General features: G+C 67.8%; 15 protein-coding genes. 13 read left to right on the forward strand and 2 right to left on the reverse strand.

The features are described 5' to 3' along the window. Positions 1-734: 734 nt before the first annotated feature. From mltB to BLS66_RS14820, 3 genes are all read left to right on the forward strand, one after another. Positions 735-1,880: a lytic murein transglycosylase B gene (gene mltB / locus BLS66_RS14810; RefSeq protein WP_049468725.1), complete on the forward strand. Its 1,146-nt coding sequence runs from the start codon at positions 735-737 to the stop codon at positions 1,878-1,880. Continuing rightward, positions 1,877-3,148: a septal ring lytic transglycosylase RlpA family protein gene (locus tag BLS66_RS14815; RefSeq protein WP_057494980.1), complete on the forward strand. Its 1,272-nt coding sequence runs from the start codon at positions 1,877-1,879 to the stop codon at positions 3,146-3,148. The genes mltB and BLS66_RS14815 overlap by 4 nt, the downstream gene beginning before the upstream one ends. 100 nt (positions 3,149-3,248) lie before the next feature. Beyond that, positions 3,249-4,463: a D-alanyl-D-alanine carboxypeptidase family protein gene (locus tag BLS66_RS14820; RefSeq protein ID WP_074726183.1), complete on the forward strand. Its 1,215-nt coding sequence runs from the start codon at positions 3,249-3,251 to the stop codon at positions 4,461-4,463. A gap of 224 nt (positions 4,464-4,687) precedes the next feature. On the opposite strand, the gene BLS66_RS14825 is transcribed toward BLS66_RS14820, so the two are convergent. Beyond that, on the reverse strand, positions 4,688-5,746 hold the full coding sequence (locus BLS66_RS14825; RefSeq protein WP_080355554.1) for a lipid A deacylase LpxR family protein: 1,059 nt from the start codon (positions 5,744-5,746) through the stop codon (positions 4,688-4,690). A 354-nt stretch (positions 5,747-6,100) separates the two neighbouring features. Here BLS66_RS14825 and BLS66_RS14830 point away from each other — a divergent pair, with 354 nt between their 5' ends. The 7 genes from BLS66_RS14830 to gnd all read left to right on the forward strand — a co-directional run bounded on the left by BLS66_RS14830 (position 6,101) and on the right by gnd (position 13,466). Then, the gene (locus tag BLS66_RS14830) at positions 6,101-6,379 is read left to right on the forward strand and encodes a YbeD family protein (protein WP_049467948.1); all 279 of its coding nucleotides are present in this window, start codon (positions 6,101-6,103) and stop codon (positions 6,377-6,379) included. After that, entirely contained in the window at positions 6,367-7,077 is a 711-nt protein-coding gene (gene lipB / locus BLS66_RS14835) for a lipoyl(octanoyl) transferase LipB (RefSeq protein ID WP_049467946.1), read from the forward strand. The genes BLS66_RS14830 and lipB overlap by 13 nt, the downstream gene beginning before the upstream one ends. A gap of 17 nt (positions 7,078-7,094) precedes the next feature. Next, complete coding sequence (gene lipA, locus BLS66_RS14840) at positions 7,095-8,105, forward strand: lipoyl synthase (RefSeq protein ID WP_049467944.1); 1,011 nt, start codon at positions 7,095-7,097, stop codon at positions 8,103-8,105. Between the two features lie 223 nt (positions 8,106-8,328). Beyond that, a complete protein-coding gene (locus BLS66_RS14845; protein ID WP_049467942.1) occupies positions 8,329-10,506 on the forward strand; it encodes a carboxy terminal-processing peptidase in 2,178 nt (725 codons plus the stop codon). A gap of 191 nt (positions 10,507-10,697) precedes the next feature. Continuing rightward, positions 10,698-11,294, forward strand: coding sequence for a DUF2242 domain-containing protein (locus tag BLS66_RS14850; protein WP_057494982.1), 597 nt, complete (start codon positions 10,698-10,700; stop codon positions 11,292-11,294). 17 nt (positions 11,295-11,311) lie between these two features. After that, entirely contained in the window at positions 11,312-12,550 is a 1,239-nt protein-coding gene (locus BLS66_RS14855) for a hypothetical protein (protein ID WP_143025177.1), read from the forward strand. Positions 12,551-12,560: 10 nt separating this feature from the next. After that, on the forward strand, positions 12,561-13,466 hold the full coding sequence (gnd, locus tag BLS66_RS14860) for a phosphogluconate dehydrogenase (NAD(+)-dependent, decarboxylating) (protein ID WP_057494984.1): 906 nt from the start codon (positions 12,561-12,563) through the stop codon (positions 13,464-13,466). Positions 13,467-13,697: 231 nt separating this feature from the next. On the opposite strand, the gene BLS66_RS14865 is transcribed toward gnd, so the two are convergent. After that, complete coding sequence (locus BLS66_RS14865) at positions 13,698-14,741, reverse strand: oxidoreductase (protein ID WP_074726185.1); 1,044 nt, start codon at positions 14,739-14,741, stop codon at positions 13,698-13,700. 171 nt (positions 14,742-14,912) lie between these two features. Between BLS66_RS14865 and BLS66_RS14870 the strand changes: the two genes are divergently transcribed. From BLS66_RS14870 to BLS66_RS14880, 3 genes are all read left to right on the forward strand, one after another. Continuing rightward, positions 14,913-15,296 carry a BON domain-containing protein gene (locus tag BLS66_RS14870; protein WP_049467929.1) on the forward strand — a complete coding sequence of 128 codons (384 nt, stop codon included), beginning with the start codon at positions 14,913-14,915 and terminating at the stop codon, positions 15,294-15,296. A 193-nt stretch (positions 15,297-15,489) separates the two neighbouring features. After that, positions 15,490-17,307 (forward strand): sensor histidine kinase, encoded by a 1,818-nt coding sequence (locus tag BLS66_RS14875; RefSeq protein WP_074726186.1) that lies wholly within the window; start codon positions 15,490-15,492, stop codon positions 17,305-17,307. Further along, positions 17,304-17,744, forward strand: a complete 441-nt coding sequence (locus tag BLS66_RS14880; RefSeq protein ID WP_053461396.1) for a response regulator — start codon at positions 17,304-17,306, stop codon at positions 17,742-17,744. Before BLS66_RS14875 ends, BLS66_RS14880 begins: the two co-directional genes overlap by 4 nt. Position 17,745 lies beyond the last annotated feature (1 nt).

Here is a 17,745-nt window from a genome sequence, read left to right on the forward strand (position 1 = left end):
CGGCTCCACACAAGGCAATGAAGCGACCCGCCAAACCGCTTTTGCTTTTGATCTTCTCTTTTCTTCTCCGTGGGTGAACGCGCCCGACAACTGTCAGCGGCCGGGTGGGTGGGCAGTGCGGGGTGTCCGCGGCATGGATGCCGCGGCCAAGCCCCCATGGATGGGTTCACGGCGTCCCCGCACTGCCCACCCACCCGGCCAGCCCTCAGCAATCCGGCTTTCTGCGACCACCCAGACTCCACCCACGAGGGGCTGCGCCGTTGGCTGGAAACTCTCTGACGCTGCGCAGTGCCTGTTGTGGAAGCGTTCTCACAACAATGCGAAGCAATACACCCACCGACCAAAGTCCGCAAAAAACGTTAGCTGGTTCACACTTTTACACCGCGTTGATCTTGATCAATGGACTTGTCGTAATCGGCCTGCACAATGGCGGCCCGTTCGGCACGGCGCGCCGTCAATCGTTGCAGCGCGAGGGGGCGTCGGGCGGGAAGCAGTACTGATCCAACGGGTACAGGGAGCGCGGGGTACTGCCACTGGGGAGCGGCAGCCGCGCAGGTACCGACCGGATCCGGTCGCCGGTTGCGTCTGCGGGGATGGGGACGCAACCGGCAACCTCTCACTGAATGGGGAAGCCCGATCACGACGTCTTCACATTTCCCGCTGAACGCGGGCAAATCGTTGTGATTCATGGTGTTAGGGGTTTTAATTCATCCATGACCTGCTAACCTGCGACGATGATTCGACGCACTCTGGCCTGCATGCTCACCCTCGGCCTGGTCGCCTGCGCGACCCAGCCGAAGTCCCCACCGTCTTCGCCCCAGGCCAGCAGCACGCCGCGCCAGCCCGCCGCCAAGGCCCATGGCCCGGCCGAGGCCGCGCCTGAAGCCACCGCCGCCACCGCGCCGCCAGTCGATCTCACCCCGGTCCCGTTCGAGGTCGCGCGGGACCGCTTCATCGCCGATACCGCCAAGCGCTATGGCCTGAAGCCGGAGCAGATCCGCAGCGTGCTCGACCAGGCACAGGTGCGCCAACCGATCATCGCCGCGATGTCGCGCCCGGCCGAACGGGTCAAGCCGTGGAATGAATACCGGCCGATGTTCATCAGCAAGGCGCGCATCGATGGCGGCCGCGCGTTCCTGGCCGAACACCGCGCCGAACTGGATCGCGTGCAGCAGCGCACCGGCGTGCCGGCCGAAGTGATCGTGGCGATCATCGGCGTGGAAACCAGCTATGGCAGGAATGCCGGCAACCACCGCGTGCTCGATGCGCTGTACACGCTGGCGTTCTATTACCCGCGCAGTGGCGACCCGGCCAAGCTGGAACGCGAAGTGCGCCGCGAGCTGTTCTTCCGCGACGAACTGGCCAAGCTGTTCGAGCTGGGCCGCGAGGAGAAGCTGGACATCACCACGCTCAAGGGCAGCTATGCCGGTGCGATGGGCATGGGCCAGTTCATGCCGTCCAGCTACCTGGATTACGCCGTGGACGGCAATGGCGATGGCCGTCGTGACCTGTTCACCAGCTATGACGATGTGTTCTCGTCCATCGCCAACTACTTCGTGAAGAAGGGCGGCTGGGTCCGGGGTGGCCAGGTGGCCGTACCGGCCACGCTGGCCCCGGGGCGCGAGGAATTCAACCCGACCGAGTGGATGCCGACCTGGTCGCTGGCCGATCTGGCGCAGCGCGGCTACCAGCCCAGCGCACCGGTGCAGCCGGGCGCCACGGCCACGCCGATCACGCTGGAAGGCAGCACGGGCAAGCAGTACTGGCTGGGCTTCCAGAACTACTACGCGATCACCCGCTACAACCTCTCGAAGATGTACGCGATGGCCGTGTTCCAGTTGTCCCAGGCCATCGCCGGACAGGAGCTGCCCCCGGCATGAACATCAGATGGCTGGTCCCGAGCTTGATCGTCTTCGCGCTGGCCGCCTGCAGCAGCGCGCCGAAGAAGCCGGCCACGGCCGGCCACGGTGGCAAACCCAGCGGCACGGTGGTGCAGGGCCGCGGCGCGCGCCCGGCACATTGCCCGGAGGGCTCGCCGTATGCGGCGGCCAAGGAAGACCCGAACACGCGCGGCAACTACACCGCCGGCGGCCTGTACAGACCCGGCGTGCGTGACAGCACCCCGGACTACATTCCCAACGTCGCCTGCATTCCCGAGCCGGAAGTGACCGCCGAAGAGCGTTCGGCGATCGGCAACAAATCGCCCTACGTGGTGCTGGGCAAGTCGTACAAGGTGCTCGACGACACCCGCAACTATGTCGAGCGCGGCACGGCGTCGTACTACGGCGCCAAGTTCCATGGCCGCCTGACCTCCAACCGCGAGGTCTACGACATGTACCAGTTCACCGCCGCGCACAAGACACTGCCGCTGCCCAGCTTCGCCCGCGTCACCAACCTGGACAACGGCGAATCGGTCATCGTGCGCGTCAACGACCGTGGCCCGTTCCATGACGGCCGCGTGGTCGATCTCAGTTATGCCGCCGCAGTGCGCCTGGGCATCACCCAGCGCGGCACCGGCAACGTGGAAGTGCGTGCGCTGCAGCCGGGCGAGAGCAACCTGCTGGCGCAGAAGCCGTCGCGCCGCGAGCGCCGTGCCGCCGAAACCGCGGTCGCGGTGGCCGGGGCGCGCCCGGTACCGGCCGCGCGTGCCACCGCCGACAGCGACATCGATCGCCTGGTCAAGCGCCTGCCGGCCGACGCCACGCCTGCGCGTGGCCAGCCGGCCACCACCCAGGGCGTGGCCAGCGCGGTGCCGGACGTGGCGGTCAGCAGCCTGCCGCCGAGCGCACCGCCGGTGCGCAGCACCACAACGGCGCCGGTGGCAGTCGCCAGCGCCGCACCGCGCGCGGTCGCGCCGGCTGCAGTGCGTACGGTGCCCGCCACCGCAGCAGCCCCCAGCCTGTCGCAGCAGGTGGTCGGCGCGGTGATGGTGCAGGTCGCCAGCTTCTCCAGCCGCGACAATGCCAACCGCGCGATGGGCCAGCTCAACGCGGCCGGCATTGTCGGCGCGACCATCAGCGACATCGCCGCCGGTGGCCGTACCCTGTTCCGCCTGCGCGTTCCCGCCAGCGACCATGCCAGTGCCGCGGAACTTGTCGGCCGCATCGCCGGTCTGGGCCTGGGTTCGCCGCAGATCGTCAAGGATTGATCCGCCCGGGCTGGTGCTGCCGGCCCAGGCTCGCCCGGCCTTACAATGGCCGCTTCGTTCCACCCTCCATTCCTGGCCGTCCCCTGGAGCCTGCTGTCCAATGAATTTCCGTTCCGCCGCCACCGCCCTGGCCGCCACCCTGGTGGTGGGCCTGGCTTCCGCCCAGACGCCGCTGCCGACCCCGGCCACCCCGGCGCCTGCCGCCGCTGCCCCGGCCACCGTCGCGACCCCGCCGGCCCCGGCGCCGAGCGTGTCCAAGGCCTGGGTCCTGATGGACTACGCCACCGGCCAGGTGCTGGCCGGCGAGAACATCCACGAGCAGCTGGCCCCGGCCAGCATCACCAAGGTGATGACGTCCTACGTGGTTGCCGCCGAGGTCAAGAACGGCAAGGTCCGTGCAGATGACCAGGTGATGATGAGCGAGCGCGCCTGGCGCGAGGGTGGCGCGGGTACCGACGGCAGCTACAGCGGCTTCCCGGTCAACCAGACCGCACGCCTGGAAGACATGGAAAAGGGCATGGCGATCCAGTCCGGCAATGACGCCGCGATCGCCCTGGCCGAGCATGTGGCCGGCAGCGAAGAAGCCTTCGCGTCGCTGATGAACAGCTACGCCGCCAAGATCGGCATGAAGGACTCGCACTTCGTCAACGCCCACGGCCTGACCGCCGAAGGCCATCACAGCACCGCCTACGACCTGGCACTGCTGGGCCGCGCGATGGTGCGTGATTACCCGGAAACCTACGCGTACAACAAGATCAAGGAATTCCAGGTCGGCAACATCAAGCAGCCGAACCGCAACCTGCTGCTGTGGCGCGATGGCAGCGTGGATGGCATCAAGACCGGCCACACCTCCGAAGCCGGCTACTGCCTGATGAGCTCGGCCCAGCGTGGCGACCAGCGCCTGATTGCCGTGGTGCTGGGCGGTGCGTCGGAAAAGCAGCGTGCCGATGACAGCCTGGCCCTGCTGAACTGGGGCTTCCGCTTCTTCGAGACCCATCGCCTGTACGAGCCGGGCAAGGCCGTGGCCGAGCACAAGGTCTGGAAGGGCACCACCGACAAGGTGCAGCTGGGCGTGGCCCAGCCGATGCTGGTGAGCGTGCCGCGCGGCCGCTACAACGACCTGAAGCCGAGCATCGACGTGCCCAAGACCCTGGAGGCACCGTTCACCGCGGGCCAGCAGATCGGCACCGTGAAGGTCACGCTGGATGGCAAGGTCATCGCCGAAGCGCCGCTGGTGGCTGTGGCCGCCGTCGAACAGGCCGGTTTCTTCAAGCGCCTGTGGGACAGCTTCTGGATGTGGTGGGAATCGGAATGATCCACGCCCCGGCGTGGTGAACGAAAAGGCCGGCAAATGCCGGCCTTTTCTGTTTCGGGAGGCCGCTTCCCCCCGCACGCGGGGGGGGTAGAGCCGGCCGCTGGCCGGCTCCCAGCAACCCATCCGGGACGGGGGGTAGAGCCGGCCGCTGGCCGGCTCCGCAGCAACCCATCCGGATCTGCCGGCAGCCGGCCAGCGGCCGGCACTACCGGCAGCCTGCCCGCCTACAGCGCGCGGCTGATGGTGAAGCTGCCGAACACGGGTGACTGGCGCTGGCCATCGAACTCGCGGGTGCTGTGGTAACGCGCCATCGCGAATTTCCAGCGCCCGCGCATCACCGCGATGCCGTAGCCGCCCTGTGCCACCACATGGCGCTTGTCCACGCTGTGGCTGCTGCGGAACGTGTTGCCGTCAAGGGTGATGTCTCGGATCATCCAGGCCGCGTCGGTGGTCACGAACAGGTGCCAGGACCAGCCACTGGGGCGGCCACCGCGGGTCGGTGCCGTGTTCTCGCCCGCCGGGCGCAACGGCGTGCTGCCGAAATCGTCGGGCAGCTTCCAGCCGAAACGCAGCTCGCCACCAGCATTGGCCTTGGTCTCCAGATTGCCGATGGCACCGCCGTAGTGGCTGATCGCATCCCAGCCCCAGCCGCCGGCGTTGACACTGGCATCGGCCGGCCAGCGCCGCATGCGCTCGTGGGTCAGCATGAACACCGGTTCGTTGTGCAGCTGGTTGTCCCAGCCCTCGAACTTCTTGTCGCCCAGAAGGTCGTGCACCGCATCCTGCACCTGCTTGCCCTGTGCCCAGGGGCCGACCACGCCCACCGCCAGCTGGGTGGTCTGCAGGCGGTCGCCACTGCGCGCATTGAAACCGAAGCTGGCCAGCAGCACGCCGGCATACGGCCGGTCCTCCTTGATCAGGTCGCGGCGGGCCGGGTCGGAGGGGGTGAAGATGCCCTGGCCGATGCTGAAGATCATGTTCTGCTGTTCGAACCGACCCGGGTGCAGGCCTTCCAGGTACTGGTTCACCCAGCGCGCCATGCGCGGCAGGCAGGGGTCATCGGTGTAGTCGACCAGGTTCGGCGAGACCAGGGTCAGCTGCGCGCCGTTGGTGTAGCCCTGGTCCTGGTGGCGGCCACCGAACAGGTCGTTGTCGACGCGGAAATTGACCTGGGGCGGGTGGTCGCGCATGGCGTCCGGACCACACTGTTCAGCCGCCTGTGCGGCAAGGGGGAGGGCAGTGGCCAGCAGGCCGGCCAGCCCAAGGACTGCGACACGATGCATGGGTGGAATGCTCATGGGGAAGGGGATGGTTTTCTGTCGTTTTCTGCAACGCCACGGTACTCGCGCCCGCGCGCCGGAACGAGCGCGTCCGGATCACTTGTCTGTTCCGAAAACAACATTGTCCAGCGGACACAATTTGTTACCCGCGCAGGCGCCGCGGGCCTCGCGTGAAGGCCGGCGCCAGGCGTGCGGCGCGGCGTCGCGGCCTGCGCCGGCGCAGGAATCGCGGTCAGCTGCCGTTGGGCATGGCAGCGCCGGTGTGGGTGCCACCTGCAACGCAGCAGGCCGCCGGTACCGCCTTTGATGTTGATGAATACTCTTGGGTTTGTTGCCCTGCGGCCCGATAATGGGCCCATGGAAATCAAGTCCGACAACCCCGACCACGGCTTCCAGTTCCCCGGCCAGTTCGAGCTCAGCGCCATGGGCGCGGCCAACCGCGGCCTGGAACATGAGCTCCCCCGCCTGCTGCTGGCTGCCGGCATCGATGTGGTGAACGAACGCATCAGCTGGAAGCATTCGTCCAACGGCAAGTACGTGTCCGTCCGCATCGTGTTCAAGGCAGAGAGCCGCGAACAGTACGACCTGGCCCACCAGGCGCTGCGCGACCACCCGGAAGTGAAGTGGACGCTGTAGCCGACAGCTGCCCGGCCGAGGCCGCCCCGGAACACCGCGCGCCGCGTCCGGCGGTGGTGCGTGACCTTGGCCGCCAGGCCTATGAGCCGGTGTGGCGCGCCATGCAGCGCTTCACCGACCAGCGCAGCGACGCCGATGCCGACGAGCTGTGGGTGGTCGAGCACGATCCGGTGTTCACCCTGGGCCAGGCCGGCAAGGACGAGCATGTGCTGGCGCCGGGCGACATCCCCGTGCTGCACGTGGACCGCGGCGGCCAGGTGACCTATCACGGTCCCGGCCAGATCGTGGTCTATCCGCTGCTGCGCCTGCCGCGGCTGGGCATTGGTGTGCGCGACTACGTGTGCCGCATCGAGCAGGCCCTCATCGATACGCTGGCCGAGTGGAACATCGGTGCCGAACGCCGCGAGGGCGCCCCGGGCGTCTACGTCGGTGGCGCCAAGATCGCCGCGCTCGGCATCCGCGTGCGGCGCGGCTGCACCTTCCATGGGCTGGCCTTCAACGTGGCCATGGACCTGGAACCCTTCCACCGCATCAACCCCTGTGGCTATCAGGGGTTGCAGGTGACCTCGGTGGTAGACTTGGGCGGCCCCTCCGGCATGGAGGCCGTCAAGCCGGTGCTGCTGGACCACCTGGCCCGCCAGTTCGGCCTGCTGCTGCAGCACACGCCCGAACTGCCCGATCTTTCTGCGGCCGCCTGACCGCCCCCGGAACCGCCATGACTGAAACCACCGCCCGTTCCATTCCCCTGCAGATCGTGCAGGGCGATTCTCCGTCCGCCGCGCCGTTGCAGGCCGGGGTCAAGCAGCTGGGCGGTGACAAGATCAACCGTTCGCCGGTGCAGTTCGCCGATGCGCCGGTGCTGCGCAAGCCGTCGTGGATCCGCGTGCGCATTCCTTCGGGCAATGCGGTGCAGAACCTGAAGGCCAAGCTGCGCGAGAACCGCCTGGTGACGGTCTGCGAGGAAGCCAGCTGCCCGAATATCCATGAGTGCTTCGGGCACGGCACCGCCACCTTCATGATCCTCGGCGAGGTCTGCACCCGCCGCTGCTCGTTCTGCGACGTCGCCCACGGCCGCCCGAAGCCGCCGGATGCCAACGAACCGGCCAGCCTGGGCCAGACCGTGGCCGACATGGGCCTGAAGTACGTGGTGGTGACCAGCGTCGACCGCGATGACCTGCGCGACGGCGGTGCCCAGCACTTCGTCGACTGCATCACCGCCATCCGCGAAAAGTCGCCGGGTACCCGCATCGAAGTGCTGACCCCGGACTTCCGCGGCAAGGGCCGCATGGAACGTGCGCTGGAGATCCTGGCGCAGAATCCGCCGGATGTGTTCAACCACAACATCGAGACCGTGCCGGACCTGTACCGCAACGTGCGCCCGGGTGCGGACTACCAGTGGTCGCTGAACCTGCTGAAGAACTTCAAGGCGCAGCACCCGGACGTGCCGACCAAGAGCGGCATCATGCTGGGCCTGGGCGAAGACTTCGAACAGATCAAGGCCACGATGCGTGACCTGCGCGCGCACGATGTGGACATGATCACCATCGGCCAGTACCTGCAGCCGACCGCGCATCACCACCCGGTGCTGAAGTACTGGACCCCCGAGGACTACAAGGCGCTGGAAGACTACGGCTACGCGCTGGGCTTCAGCCATGTGGCATCCGGCCCGATGGTGCGCTCGTCGTACCACGCCGACGTCCAGGCCAAGGGCGCCGGCGTCCGGTAAGCGGTTGCCGCCGGGACATGGCCCGGCGCTGCCAAGGGATGCCACCACCACCCTGGTGGGCGCGCGCACGCCTTCGCCTGCATTCACAATTTGCTACACCGGCCCGGCTAGGCTGGTTTTCCACCGAGCGCGGCCGGGTGACAAACCCGGCAACTTTCGGCACTGTCGCGGTGTCTGAACACCCCGCAGTCTCTCCCTTGGCAAGGCGCCTTCGAGCACGTCAATGAAATTCAAAGCCCCCGCATTCCTGATGGCCCTGGCGCTGGTCGCGCCGCTGGCGCTGGCGGCCAAGGCCGACTCGCCTGCCTTGCCCGCCGCGGCCACCGCCGATCAGGTGACCACCTCCAAGCTGGTGTACGGCCTGTTGTCCGACAGCCGCTACGCCTATCGCCCGCGCGCGCTGGACGAGGCCACCTCCAAGGACGTGTTCAAGCGCTACCTGGAAACGCTGGACGGCGCCAAGCAGTACTTCACCCAGGCCGACGTGGCGCGCTTCGCGCCGTTCGAAGCCAACATCTCCTCGGCCATCCGTGGTGGCGAGCTGGAGCCGGCGTTCCAGGTGTTCGCGGTCTACAAGCAACGGGTCGGCGAACGCGTGGCCTATGCGCGCAAGCTGCTCAAGCAGGAGCCGGACTTCACCACCGACGAACGCTTCGAGTACGACCGCAAGAAGGTGCCGTGGGCGGCCAGCAGCGCCGAGCTGGACGAGCTGTGGCGCAAGTCGGTCAAGAATGACTGGCTGCGCCTGAAACTGGCCGGCAAGAAGCCCGATGACATCCGCAAGACGCTGGACAAGCGCTATGCCACGCTGGAAAAGTCGGTCAATGAGCTGAAGGGCGAGGACGTCTTCCAGTTCTTCATGAACGCCTACACCAGCGCTGTCGATCCGCACACCGACTACTTCACCCCGCGCACCGCCGAGAACTTCAACCAGGCGATGTCGCTGTCGCTGGAAGGCATCGGTGCGCAGCTGCAGCGGCAGGACGACATGGTGGTGATCCGCGAGATCATCGCCGGTGGTCCGGCCGCAGTGGACGGCACCCTGAAACCGGGCGACCGCATCGTCGGCGTGGGCCAGGGCAAGTCCGGGCCGGTCGAGGACGTGATCGGCTGGCGCATCGACGACGTCGTGGCCAAGATCCGCGGTGCCAAGGATACCCAGGTCAAGCTGGAGTTCATCCCGGCCGCCGAGGGCGTGGACGGCAAGCACCACACGCTGGTGCTGACCCGCCAGAAGGTGCGCCTGGCCGAACAGGCCGCCAAGGGCGAGACCATGAGCATCCCGGCCGCCAACGGCGAACCGGCGCGCAGGATCGGCGTGATCAAGCTGCCGACCTTCTACCAGGACTTTGAAGGCCGTCGCCGCAATGCCGCCGACTACGCCTCGGCTACCCGCGACGTGGCCAAGCTGCTGGCCGGCTTCAAGAACGACAAGCTGGACGGCGTGGTGCTGGACCTGCGCAACAACGGGGGCGGCTCGCTGGATGAAGCGATCGAACTGACCGGCCTGTTCATTGAACAGGGCCCGGTGGTGCAGGTGCGCGAGTCCGGCGGACGCGTCACCGTCAACAGCGACCGCAACCAGGGCGTGGCGTGGGACGGCCCGCTGGCGGTGCTGATCAACCGCGGTTCGGCCTCGGCTTCGGAGATCTTCGCCGGTGCCATCCAGGACTACGGCCGTGGCCTGGTGATCGGTGAAACCAGCTTCGGCAAGGGCACCGTGCAGAACATCGTCGACCTCGATCGCTGGCCGAGCGGCGAAACCCAGCGCTTCGGCCAGGTCAAGCTGACCATCGCCCAGTTCTTCCGCATCAGCGGCAGCAGCACCCAGCACAAGGGGGTGGTGCCGGACCTGGCGTTCCCGGCCAGCGTCGATGCCACCGAGTTCGGCGAAAGCACCTACGACAACGCACTGCCGTGGACCCGCATCGCGGCCGTGCCGCATACCCAGTACGGCAACTTCGCGCCGCTGCTGCCGAAGCTGGAAACCCGTCATGACGCGCGCATCGCGACCGACAAGGAATTCCAGTGGTGGAACGAGGACGTGGAGCAGTTCCGTGCCGAGGCGGCCAAGAAGTACATCTCGCTCAACGAGGCCACCCGCCGCGCCGAGCGTGAGCGCCAGGATGCCCAGCGCAAGGAGCGCCAGGTGCAGCGCAAGGCACTGGGCCTGGCCCTGGACCCGCTGGCCGATGACAGCAGCGATGATGGCCTGACCGGCAACGAGCGTGACATCGTCAAGGATGCGGCGCGCGAGAAGGCTGCCGAGAAGCGCCCGGACCCGCTGCTGCGCGAGTCGGCGTCGATCCTGGCCGACGCGGTGAACCTGCTGGCCAACGACCGCCCGCTGTCGGCACAGGTGCTGCCGCAGTCCACCGGCGCGGGTCGCTGGGCGGACTGAACCGGGCGTCCCACGCGATCCCCGAGGGGCCGGCATTGCCGGCCCCTTTCTGTCTGGGGTCCCGTCTGTTTGAGGACCCGCGTCCGTGGCGCTGCCGACGCATGAACCGGGAGCAACATGGGCGGCGATGTCGACCTGCCGCACACGGCGGCGGGACTACCCTTGCTGCTACCGTCCTCGCAGGAGCACCCATGCGGGCCTCCCGTCTTTCCAGCGCTGCCGTCGCCTGTGCCAGCGCCCTGATCCTGTCGGCCTGTGGTGGCCGCGCCGCCGACAGCACCGTGCTGCGCGAGTCCTTCGACTCCGGCGACACCTTCTCGCGTACCGTCGAGGGACGCCCTGCGGAGGCCTGCGAGGCGGCGCGCCGCACGCTGCTCAGCCAGGGCTATGCCATCGCCCGTGCCGATGATGCCCAGGTGGAAGGCAACAAGAACTTCCAGCCGCGCGAGGACGATCATGAGCAGCTGGTGCTGCGCATCTCGTGTGCGCCGCGTGGCGGCCAGGCGCTGGTGTTTGTCAGCGCGGTGCAGGACCGTTACGCGCTGAAGAAGAGCCCGACGTCGGCCAGTGTCGGCGTGGGCGCATTGGGCTCGGTGTCGCTGCCGTTCGGCAGCAACGACGACTCGCTGGTGAAGGTGGCCAGCAGCACGGTCACCGATGCCGAGTTCTATCGCCGCTTCTTCCAGCGCCTGCAGCAGTACCTTCCCGCTGCAGCGGGCGCGTCTTCGCCATCGCCATCACCGGCCACAGCGCCGGAACCCGCACCGGCGGCGACGGACCAGGGCTGAGCGTGCGCGGCAGGTGGCTGAGCGTGGCCCTGCTGCTGGTGCCATCGTGGGTCGTGGCAGCGCCGTCGCTGGACTGTGCACAGGGCCTGCTGCAACGGCTGGGCTGGCGCTTCGAGGACGCGGCCGTGAGTGCACCGCAGTTACACGGTGGCGCAGTGTGCACGCGTGCGTCGCTGGCTGCGGCGCAGGCCGCCGGCGATCTGCAGGTGCGTTGGCCAGCGGCCCTCGCCCCGACCGCACGGCAGGCGCTGCTGCAGCAGCTGCTGGATGATCCGGCCACGGTCTGCGCCTACGCGTTCGAGCTGGGCGCAGCCACGCGGCGTGCGACGCAGGCGCTTGAGGGCAATCCCGGATTCCGGTTCTCCGGCCTGCAGCTGGGCTGGATCGGCTTCGGCGTGCGCGGTGCGCCGGCACAGGGGTGGCAGCGCACGCGCAGCCTCGGCCGTGGCTTCATGCCCAGTGCGGGCAACAGCCGCGCACTGGAGGCGTTCTACAGCGGGGCCGTGCGTGCCGAATGCGGTGTCGGTCGCCAGGTTGCGCAGCTGGCCACCCAGCGCGAGCTGTACGGCGACGCTGCGTTCGACGCCGGCTTTGCGGCGGATGAACTGTCGATCGGCACCTTCCTCGCGCTCCACCGGACCGACAGCATTCTGCTTGGCGCGCACGCGGGTGATTTCTTCGCTGATGGCAAGGCAGTGCGCACCTCGGCGATGGGACGGCAGGCGTTCGTCGGCGTGCCCGGTTTCATCGAACATGTGTACGACAAAGGCACGCTGGACGACCTGAGCAACCAGGCCGAGAACTTCGTGGTGGTCGAGGTGGGCGAGGATGCTGCGCGGGCGCTGGCCACGCACGGCGGACTGGCCTGGTATGACCAGCGCAATGCCGAGGTGTGGGCACTGGCGCAGGACATACCGCGTACCGGCCAGCGCTACTTCGAGCGGCTGCTGTACGAGCGCGATCCACAGCTGCGCGCACGGCTGGCGCCGCGCTACCACGCGGCGCTGGCACGCATGGACCAGCTGCTGGACGATCCGTTCTACCAGCAGTTCGTGATCTACGTGCATCCACGCGGTATACGTCCCATCGGCTACCACATCGCCCGGCTGCTCGACCGCAACCCGCGAACCCCGTTTTCGATCGACCTGGCGGTGCACAATCTGCACACCACGCTCTACCGGCGTTGGCGCGAGGCGCAACTGCGCCACTGCGCGGCTACCGGCAGGCCAGGCAGCCTGACCCTAGACCCCAACTGAAGGTGAAACAATGGACATTGCAATGATCGGCCTTGGCCGCATGGGGGCCAACATGGCCCAGCGCCTGCATCGCGGCGGCCACCGCGTGGTCGGCTACGACCCGGGCGAAGGCGCCCGCGAGCGCGCCGCCGAGGCGGGCCTGGAGGTGGTCGATTCGCTGGCCGCCGCCGTGGCCGCGCTGCCGGTGCCGCGCGTGGTGTGGCTGATGGTGCCGGCCGGTGAAACCGTCGACCAGACGCTGGGCCAGCTGACCCCGCACCTGGCCGAAGGTGACATCGTCATCGACGGCGGCAACTCCAACTACCAGGACTCGATCCGCCGCGCCAGGGCGCTGGCCGAGGACGATCTGGGCTACGTCGACTGCGGCACCAGCGGTGGCGTGTGGGGCCTGCAGGAAGGCTACAGCCTGATGGTCGGTGGCGAAGCGTCGGTGGTGGAGCAGATCGCACCGCTGCTGCGCACGCTGGCACCGGCCGAGGACCGGGGCTGGGGTCGTGTCGGCCCGTCCGGCGCTGGCCACTTCACCAAGATGGTCCACAACGGCATCGAGTACGGAATGATGCAGGCCTACGCCGAGGGCTTCGCGCTGATGGAGCGCAAGCAGGAAATGGAACTGGACCTGGCCCAGGTCGCCGAGGTGTGGCGCCACGGCAGCGTGGTCCGTTCGTGGCTGCTGGACCTGAGTGCCGAAGCCCTCAAGCGCAATCCGTCGCTGGATGGCATCGCACCGTACGTCGAGGATTCCGGTGAAGGCCGCTGGACCGTAGCCGAAGCAATCGCATTGGACGTGCCTGCACCGGTGATCACGCTGTCGCTGCTGGAACGCCTGCGTTCGCGCGAATCCAATTCGTTCACCGACCGCCTGCTGTCGGCGATGCGCAATGAATTCGGCGGGCACGCGATCAAGAAGTCGTAAGCACTGCGGTGGGGTCAGAGCCCTTCGGCGTTGCCGAAGGGATCCGACCCCAGGCAGATCGGGGTCGGATCCCTTTCCGCAGGAAAGGGCTCTGACCCATGCAGCCAGGCGAGCATGGCTCGACTCTACAAGAGCCATCTCACGGATAGCCGCCTTTTGCTGTTGCTGTTGAGGTTGCCGGCCAGCGGCCGGCACTACCGCTTCTGCGGGTGCAGGGCGCAGCCCTGCCGATCACCCCAACGCGATCCGCCGCCCTTCGCGCGCGCTGTCCATGCCGGCCTGCAGCAACCGCATCAGCTGCAGGGCCTGCACCGGGCTGACCGTGGCTTCGCCGTCACCGTGCATCGCCGAGGCGAACTGTGCATACAGGCGGCGGTAGTCGCCGGGCAGGTTGTCGACGGTGCTGCGCTGCACGTTGTCTTCGGCATCGCAGCGCACCAGCTCGCCATGCCGCGGATCAATGCCCCAGCCCGGTGCGCCCGGCGCAACGCTGCGGCGCAGCTGCGCCTCCTGTACGTCCAGTCCGTGCTTGATCCAGCTGGCGGTGCTGCCATGCACGCTGAAGTGCGGCGTCTGCGCTGCCACCAGTGAACCGGCGTGGACGATCGCCCGATGCCGCGGGTAGTGCAGTATCGCGTGGAAGTAATCGATGCCGCCGCCGCCTTCGCGCTGCACGGCCAGATCGGCATCGATGGCGTCGGGCCAGCCGAACAGCACCAGCATCTGGTCCAGCAGGTGCGGACCGAGGTCGTACCACAGGCCACTGCCGGGCCCGTCCTGTTCGCGCCAGCGGTCGCGCACCTGTGGCCGGTAGCGGTCGAAGTGCGCGTGGCACTCGGCCACGTCGCCCAAGGTGCCTTCGGCCAGCAGCGACTGCAGGGTGAGGAAGTCGGCATCGAAACGCCGGTTCTGGAACACGGTGGCGATGCGCCCGGCGTCGCGTGCCGCAGCCAGCACCGTTTCCGCTTCGGCCACGTCCAGTGCGAACGGCTTGTCGACCAGCACATGCTTGCCTGCCGCCAGCGCCGCGATGGCCAGTGGCGCATGCTGTTCGTTGGGCGTGGCGATCACTACGGCATCCACGGCCGGATCATCGAATACCTGCTGCGGCGTGGCACGCACGTGCACATCGCTGAACGTCCGCAGCAGCGTGTCGCGTTGTGAACTGACAATGCTGTGCAGCGCCAGCCCGGACGTGTGCTGGATCAGCGGCGCATGGAAGACGCGGCCGGCGAAGCCGTAACCGATCAGGGCCAGTTGCAGGTCGGGGCGCATGGCAGGGCTCCGGCAATGGGGAAGGGCAGGGTAAACGACGATGGCGGACGAGCCCAAACTGAACCATTGGCATCGCCGGGCTGCCGATTCACGGCAGCATGACCGCAACGCCACGCCTGCTCCACGTGCGCTTGTCCAGACTGGCAGCACATTCCGAAGGAGTACGACACGATGAGCAATACGACCCGCACGCTGATTGCCTCGGCCCTGACGCTGGGCCTGGCCATGTCCTCCTCGGCCGCATTCGCCAAGGATCCGGCCGCGAAGAGCCCGCCGACCAGTGCCCACCCGACCACCCATGCCGATCGCCATGACTCCAATGAGCCGGTGACCGACACCTGGATCACCACCAAGGTGAAGGCTGACCTGCTGGCCAGCAGCAACGTTCCGGGCACCGAGATCAAGGTGGAAACCGTGAACGGCGTGGTCAGCCTGAGCGGCGCCGTCGCCACGCAGGCGGAGAAGGACAAGGCAGTCAATACCGCCAAGGGCATCAAGGGCGTGACCCGCGTCGATGCCGCCGCGCTGAAGGTCAGCGCCGCCGCCAAGCGCTGAACAGCCACCACGCGTTGAACAGGGTGGGCGCCCCGCAAGGGGCGCCCACTCGCGTATGGGGCCGGCTGCGTGAGCCCGTTCAGCCTGCCGCGCTTCCGGCTCCAGAGTTGTGACCGCCTGCGCTATATTGCCGGTTCCGCCGCAGCCGGGCTCCGCCCCGGGTCCCGCTCCGCGGCCGTGCTGACGAGGAACTATGGCGCTGGTTTTCAGTGACGACATCTGGGACCGCTGGCGGTTGCCGGCCCTGGCGCTGGCGGCTGCCGCGATCATCGTGGTGCCGTGGTTGACGCTGCGCAAACTGCAGCAGGACAGCGAAGAGGCGATGGCCTGGGTCAACCATACCCAGGCCGTGGGCGTGGCACTGCAACAGCTGCAGGCCGATGTGCGCGACGTCGAATCGGCCGCCCTGACCCTGTCCAAGGGCGTGGATGCGCCCGGCCTGCGCGAGCGCATGGCCAAGGCCAACGACATTCCCGGACGGCTGGCCGAGCTGGGGCGGATGACCCGCGACAACCCCGAGCAGCTGATCCGCATTGGCCGCATCGAATCGATGCTGGACGGCCGCCTGGCGGTGGCGCGCGAACTGGCCCGGTCCGAACCGAACAGCGACCAGCGCGAACTGGTGCAGGACCTGAGCACGCGGTACCCGATCCGGGGCCTGGTGGAAGAACTGCAGGCCAGCGAGCAGACGCTGCTGGCACGGCGTGCAGAGCAGGCCGCGCGCCAGCGCAAGCAGACCGAACTGGTCGCGTGGAGCTCGCTGGTGATCCAGCTGGCGCTGCTGGGCCTGGTGCTGTGGCTGCTGCAGCGGCAGATCGGCCGCCGCCTGCATGCCGAACGCCAGTCGCTGCGCTCGGCCGCGCGTGCGGCGTCGGTACTGCAGACCGTGCGCGAACCCATCGTGCTGCTCGACCGCGACCTGCGCGTGCAGCTGCACAACCCGGCGTTCGCCGAACTGTACGACCTGCAGGACGAGCGTGCCGATGGCCTGCTGCTGGAAAACCTCGGCGACGGCGCCTGGCGGGATACGGTGGTGCGCCAGCGCCTGGCCGATGTGTTGTCGCGTGGCCGCGAGCTCTGGGACTTCGAGCATGAGCAGCGTACCGCCGATGGCATGGTGCGCTACATGATGCTCAATGCGCGCCGCATGCCGCTGCCCGACACCGATGACGAGGTGGTGCTGCTGACCATCAGCGACGTCACCCTGCAGCGCGCAGTGCAGTTGCGCGTGGAAGAGCTGAACCGCCAGCTGGAAGGCAAGGTCGCGCAGGTGTCCGAGGTCAACCGCGAGCTGGAAGCCTTCAGCTATTCGGTCTCGCACGACCTGCGCGCGCCGCTGCGCCACGTGGCCGGATTCTCCGACAAGCTGTCGCGCCACCTTGGCGATGCTGCCGATGACAAGAGCCGCCACTACCTGGAGGTGATCTCCAGTTCCGCCCGTCGCATGGCGGCGCTGATCGACGACCTGCTGGTCTACTCGCGCCTGGGCCGTGCGGCGATGCGCCAGCAGGCCGTGGACATGCAGTCGCTGGTGGCCGATACCCGCGCCATGCTCGATGCCAACCTGCAGACCGAGGCCGAGAACAGCGGTCATGCGCACCGGGTGGAGTGGAGCATCGCGCCGTTGCCGATCGTGGTGGGCGACGAGAACATGATCCGCCAGGTCTGGCTGAACCTGCTTGGCAACGCGGTGAAATACTCGGGCAACCGTGAACCGGCGAAGATCCGCGTGGACTACCAGCCGCAGCCCGATGGCGGCCATCAGTTCACGGTCAGCGACAATGGTGCAGGCTTTGACATGGCTTACGCCGGCAAACTGTTTGGTGTGTTCCAGCGCCTGCACAAGGCCAGCGATTATCCGGGCACCGGCATCGGCCTGGCCAGCGTGCGCCGCGTGCTGACCCGCCATGGCGGCCGCATCTGGGCCGAGGCCGAGCCGGACGTCGGCGCCACCTTCCACTTCTACCTGCCTCCCGCGAACGACGCGGACAAACAAGGGCCTTCTGCATGACCACTCTGCGCACCATCCTTCTCGCCGAAGACAGCCCGGCCGACGCCGAAATGGCGATCGATGCCCTGGAAGAGGCGCGCCTGGCCAATCCCATCGTGCACGTCGAAGACGGCGTGGAAGTGATGGACTACCTGCTGCGTCGCGGCGCCTTCGCCGAGCGCGAGGAAGGCCTGCCGGCGGTGCTGCTGCTGGACATCAAGATGCCGCGCATGGATGGCCTGGAAGTGCTGCGGCAGATCCGCGAGCACGAGGAGCTCAAGCGCCTGCCGGTGGTGATCCTGTCGTCCTCGCGCGAGGAAAGCGATCTGGCCCGCAGCTGGGACATGGGCGTGAACGCCTACGTGGTCAAGCCGGTGGATGTGGACCAGTTCTTCGGCGCAGTGCAGACCCTGGGCAAGTTCTGGGCGTTGATCAACCAGGCACCGGAACTCGAGTGAG

The sequence above is a fragment of the Stenotrophomonas pavanii genome (genome assembly GCF_900101175.1).
Classification (GTDB): Bacteria; Pseudomonadota; Gammaproteobacteria; order Xanthomonadales; family Xanthomonadaceae; genus Stenotrophomonas; species Stenotrophomonas pavanii.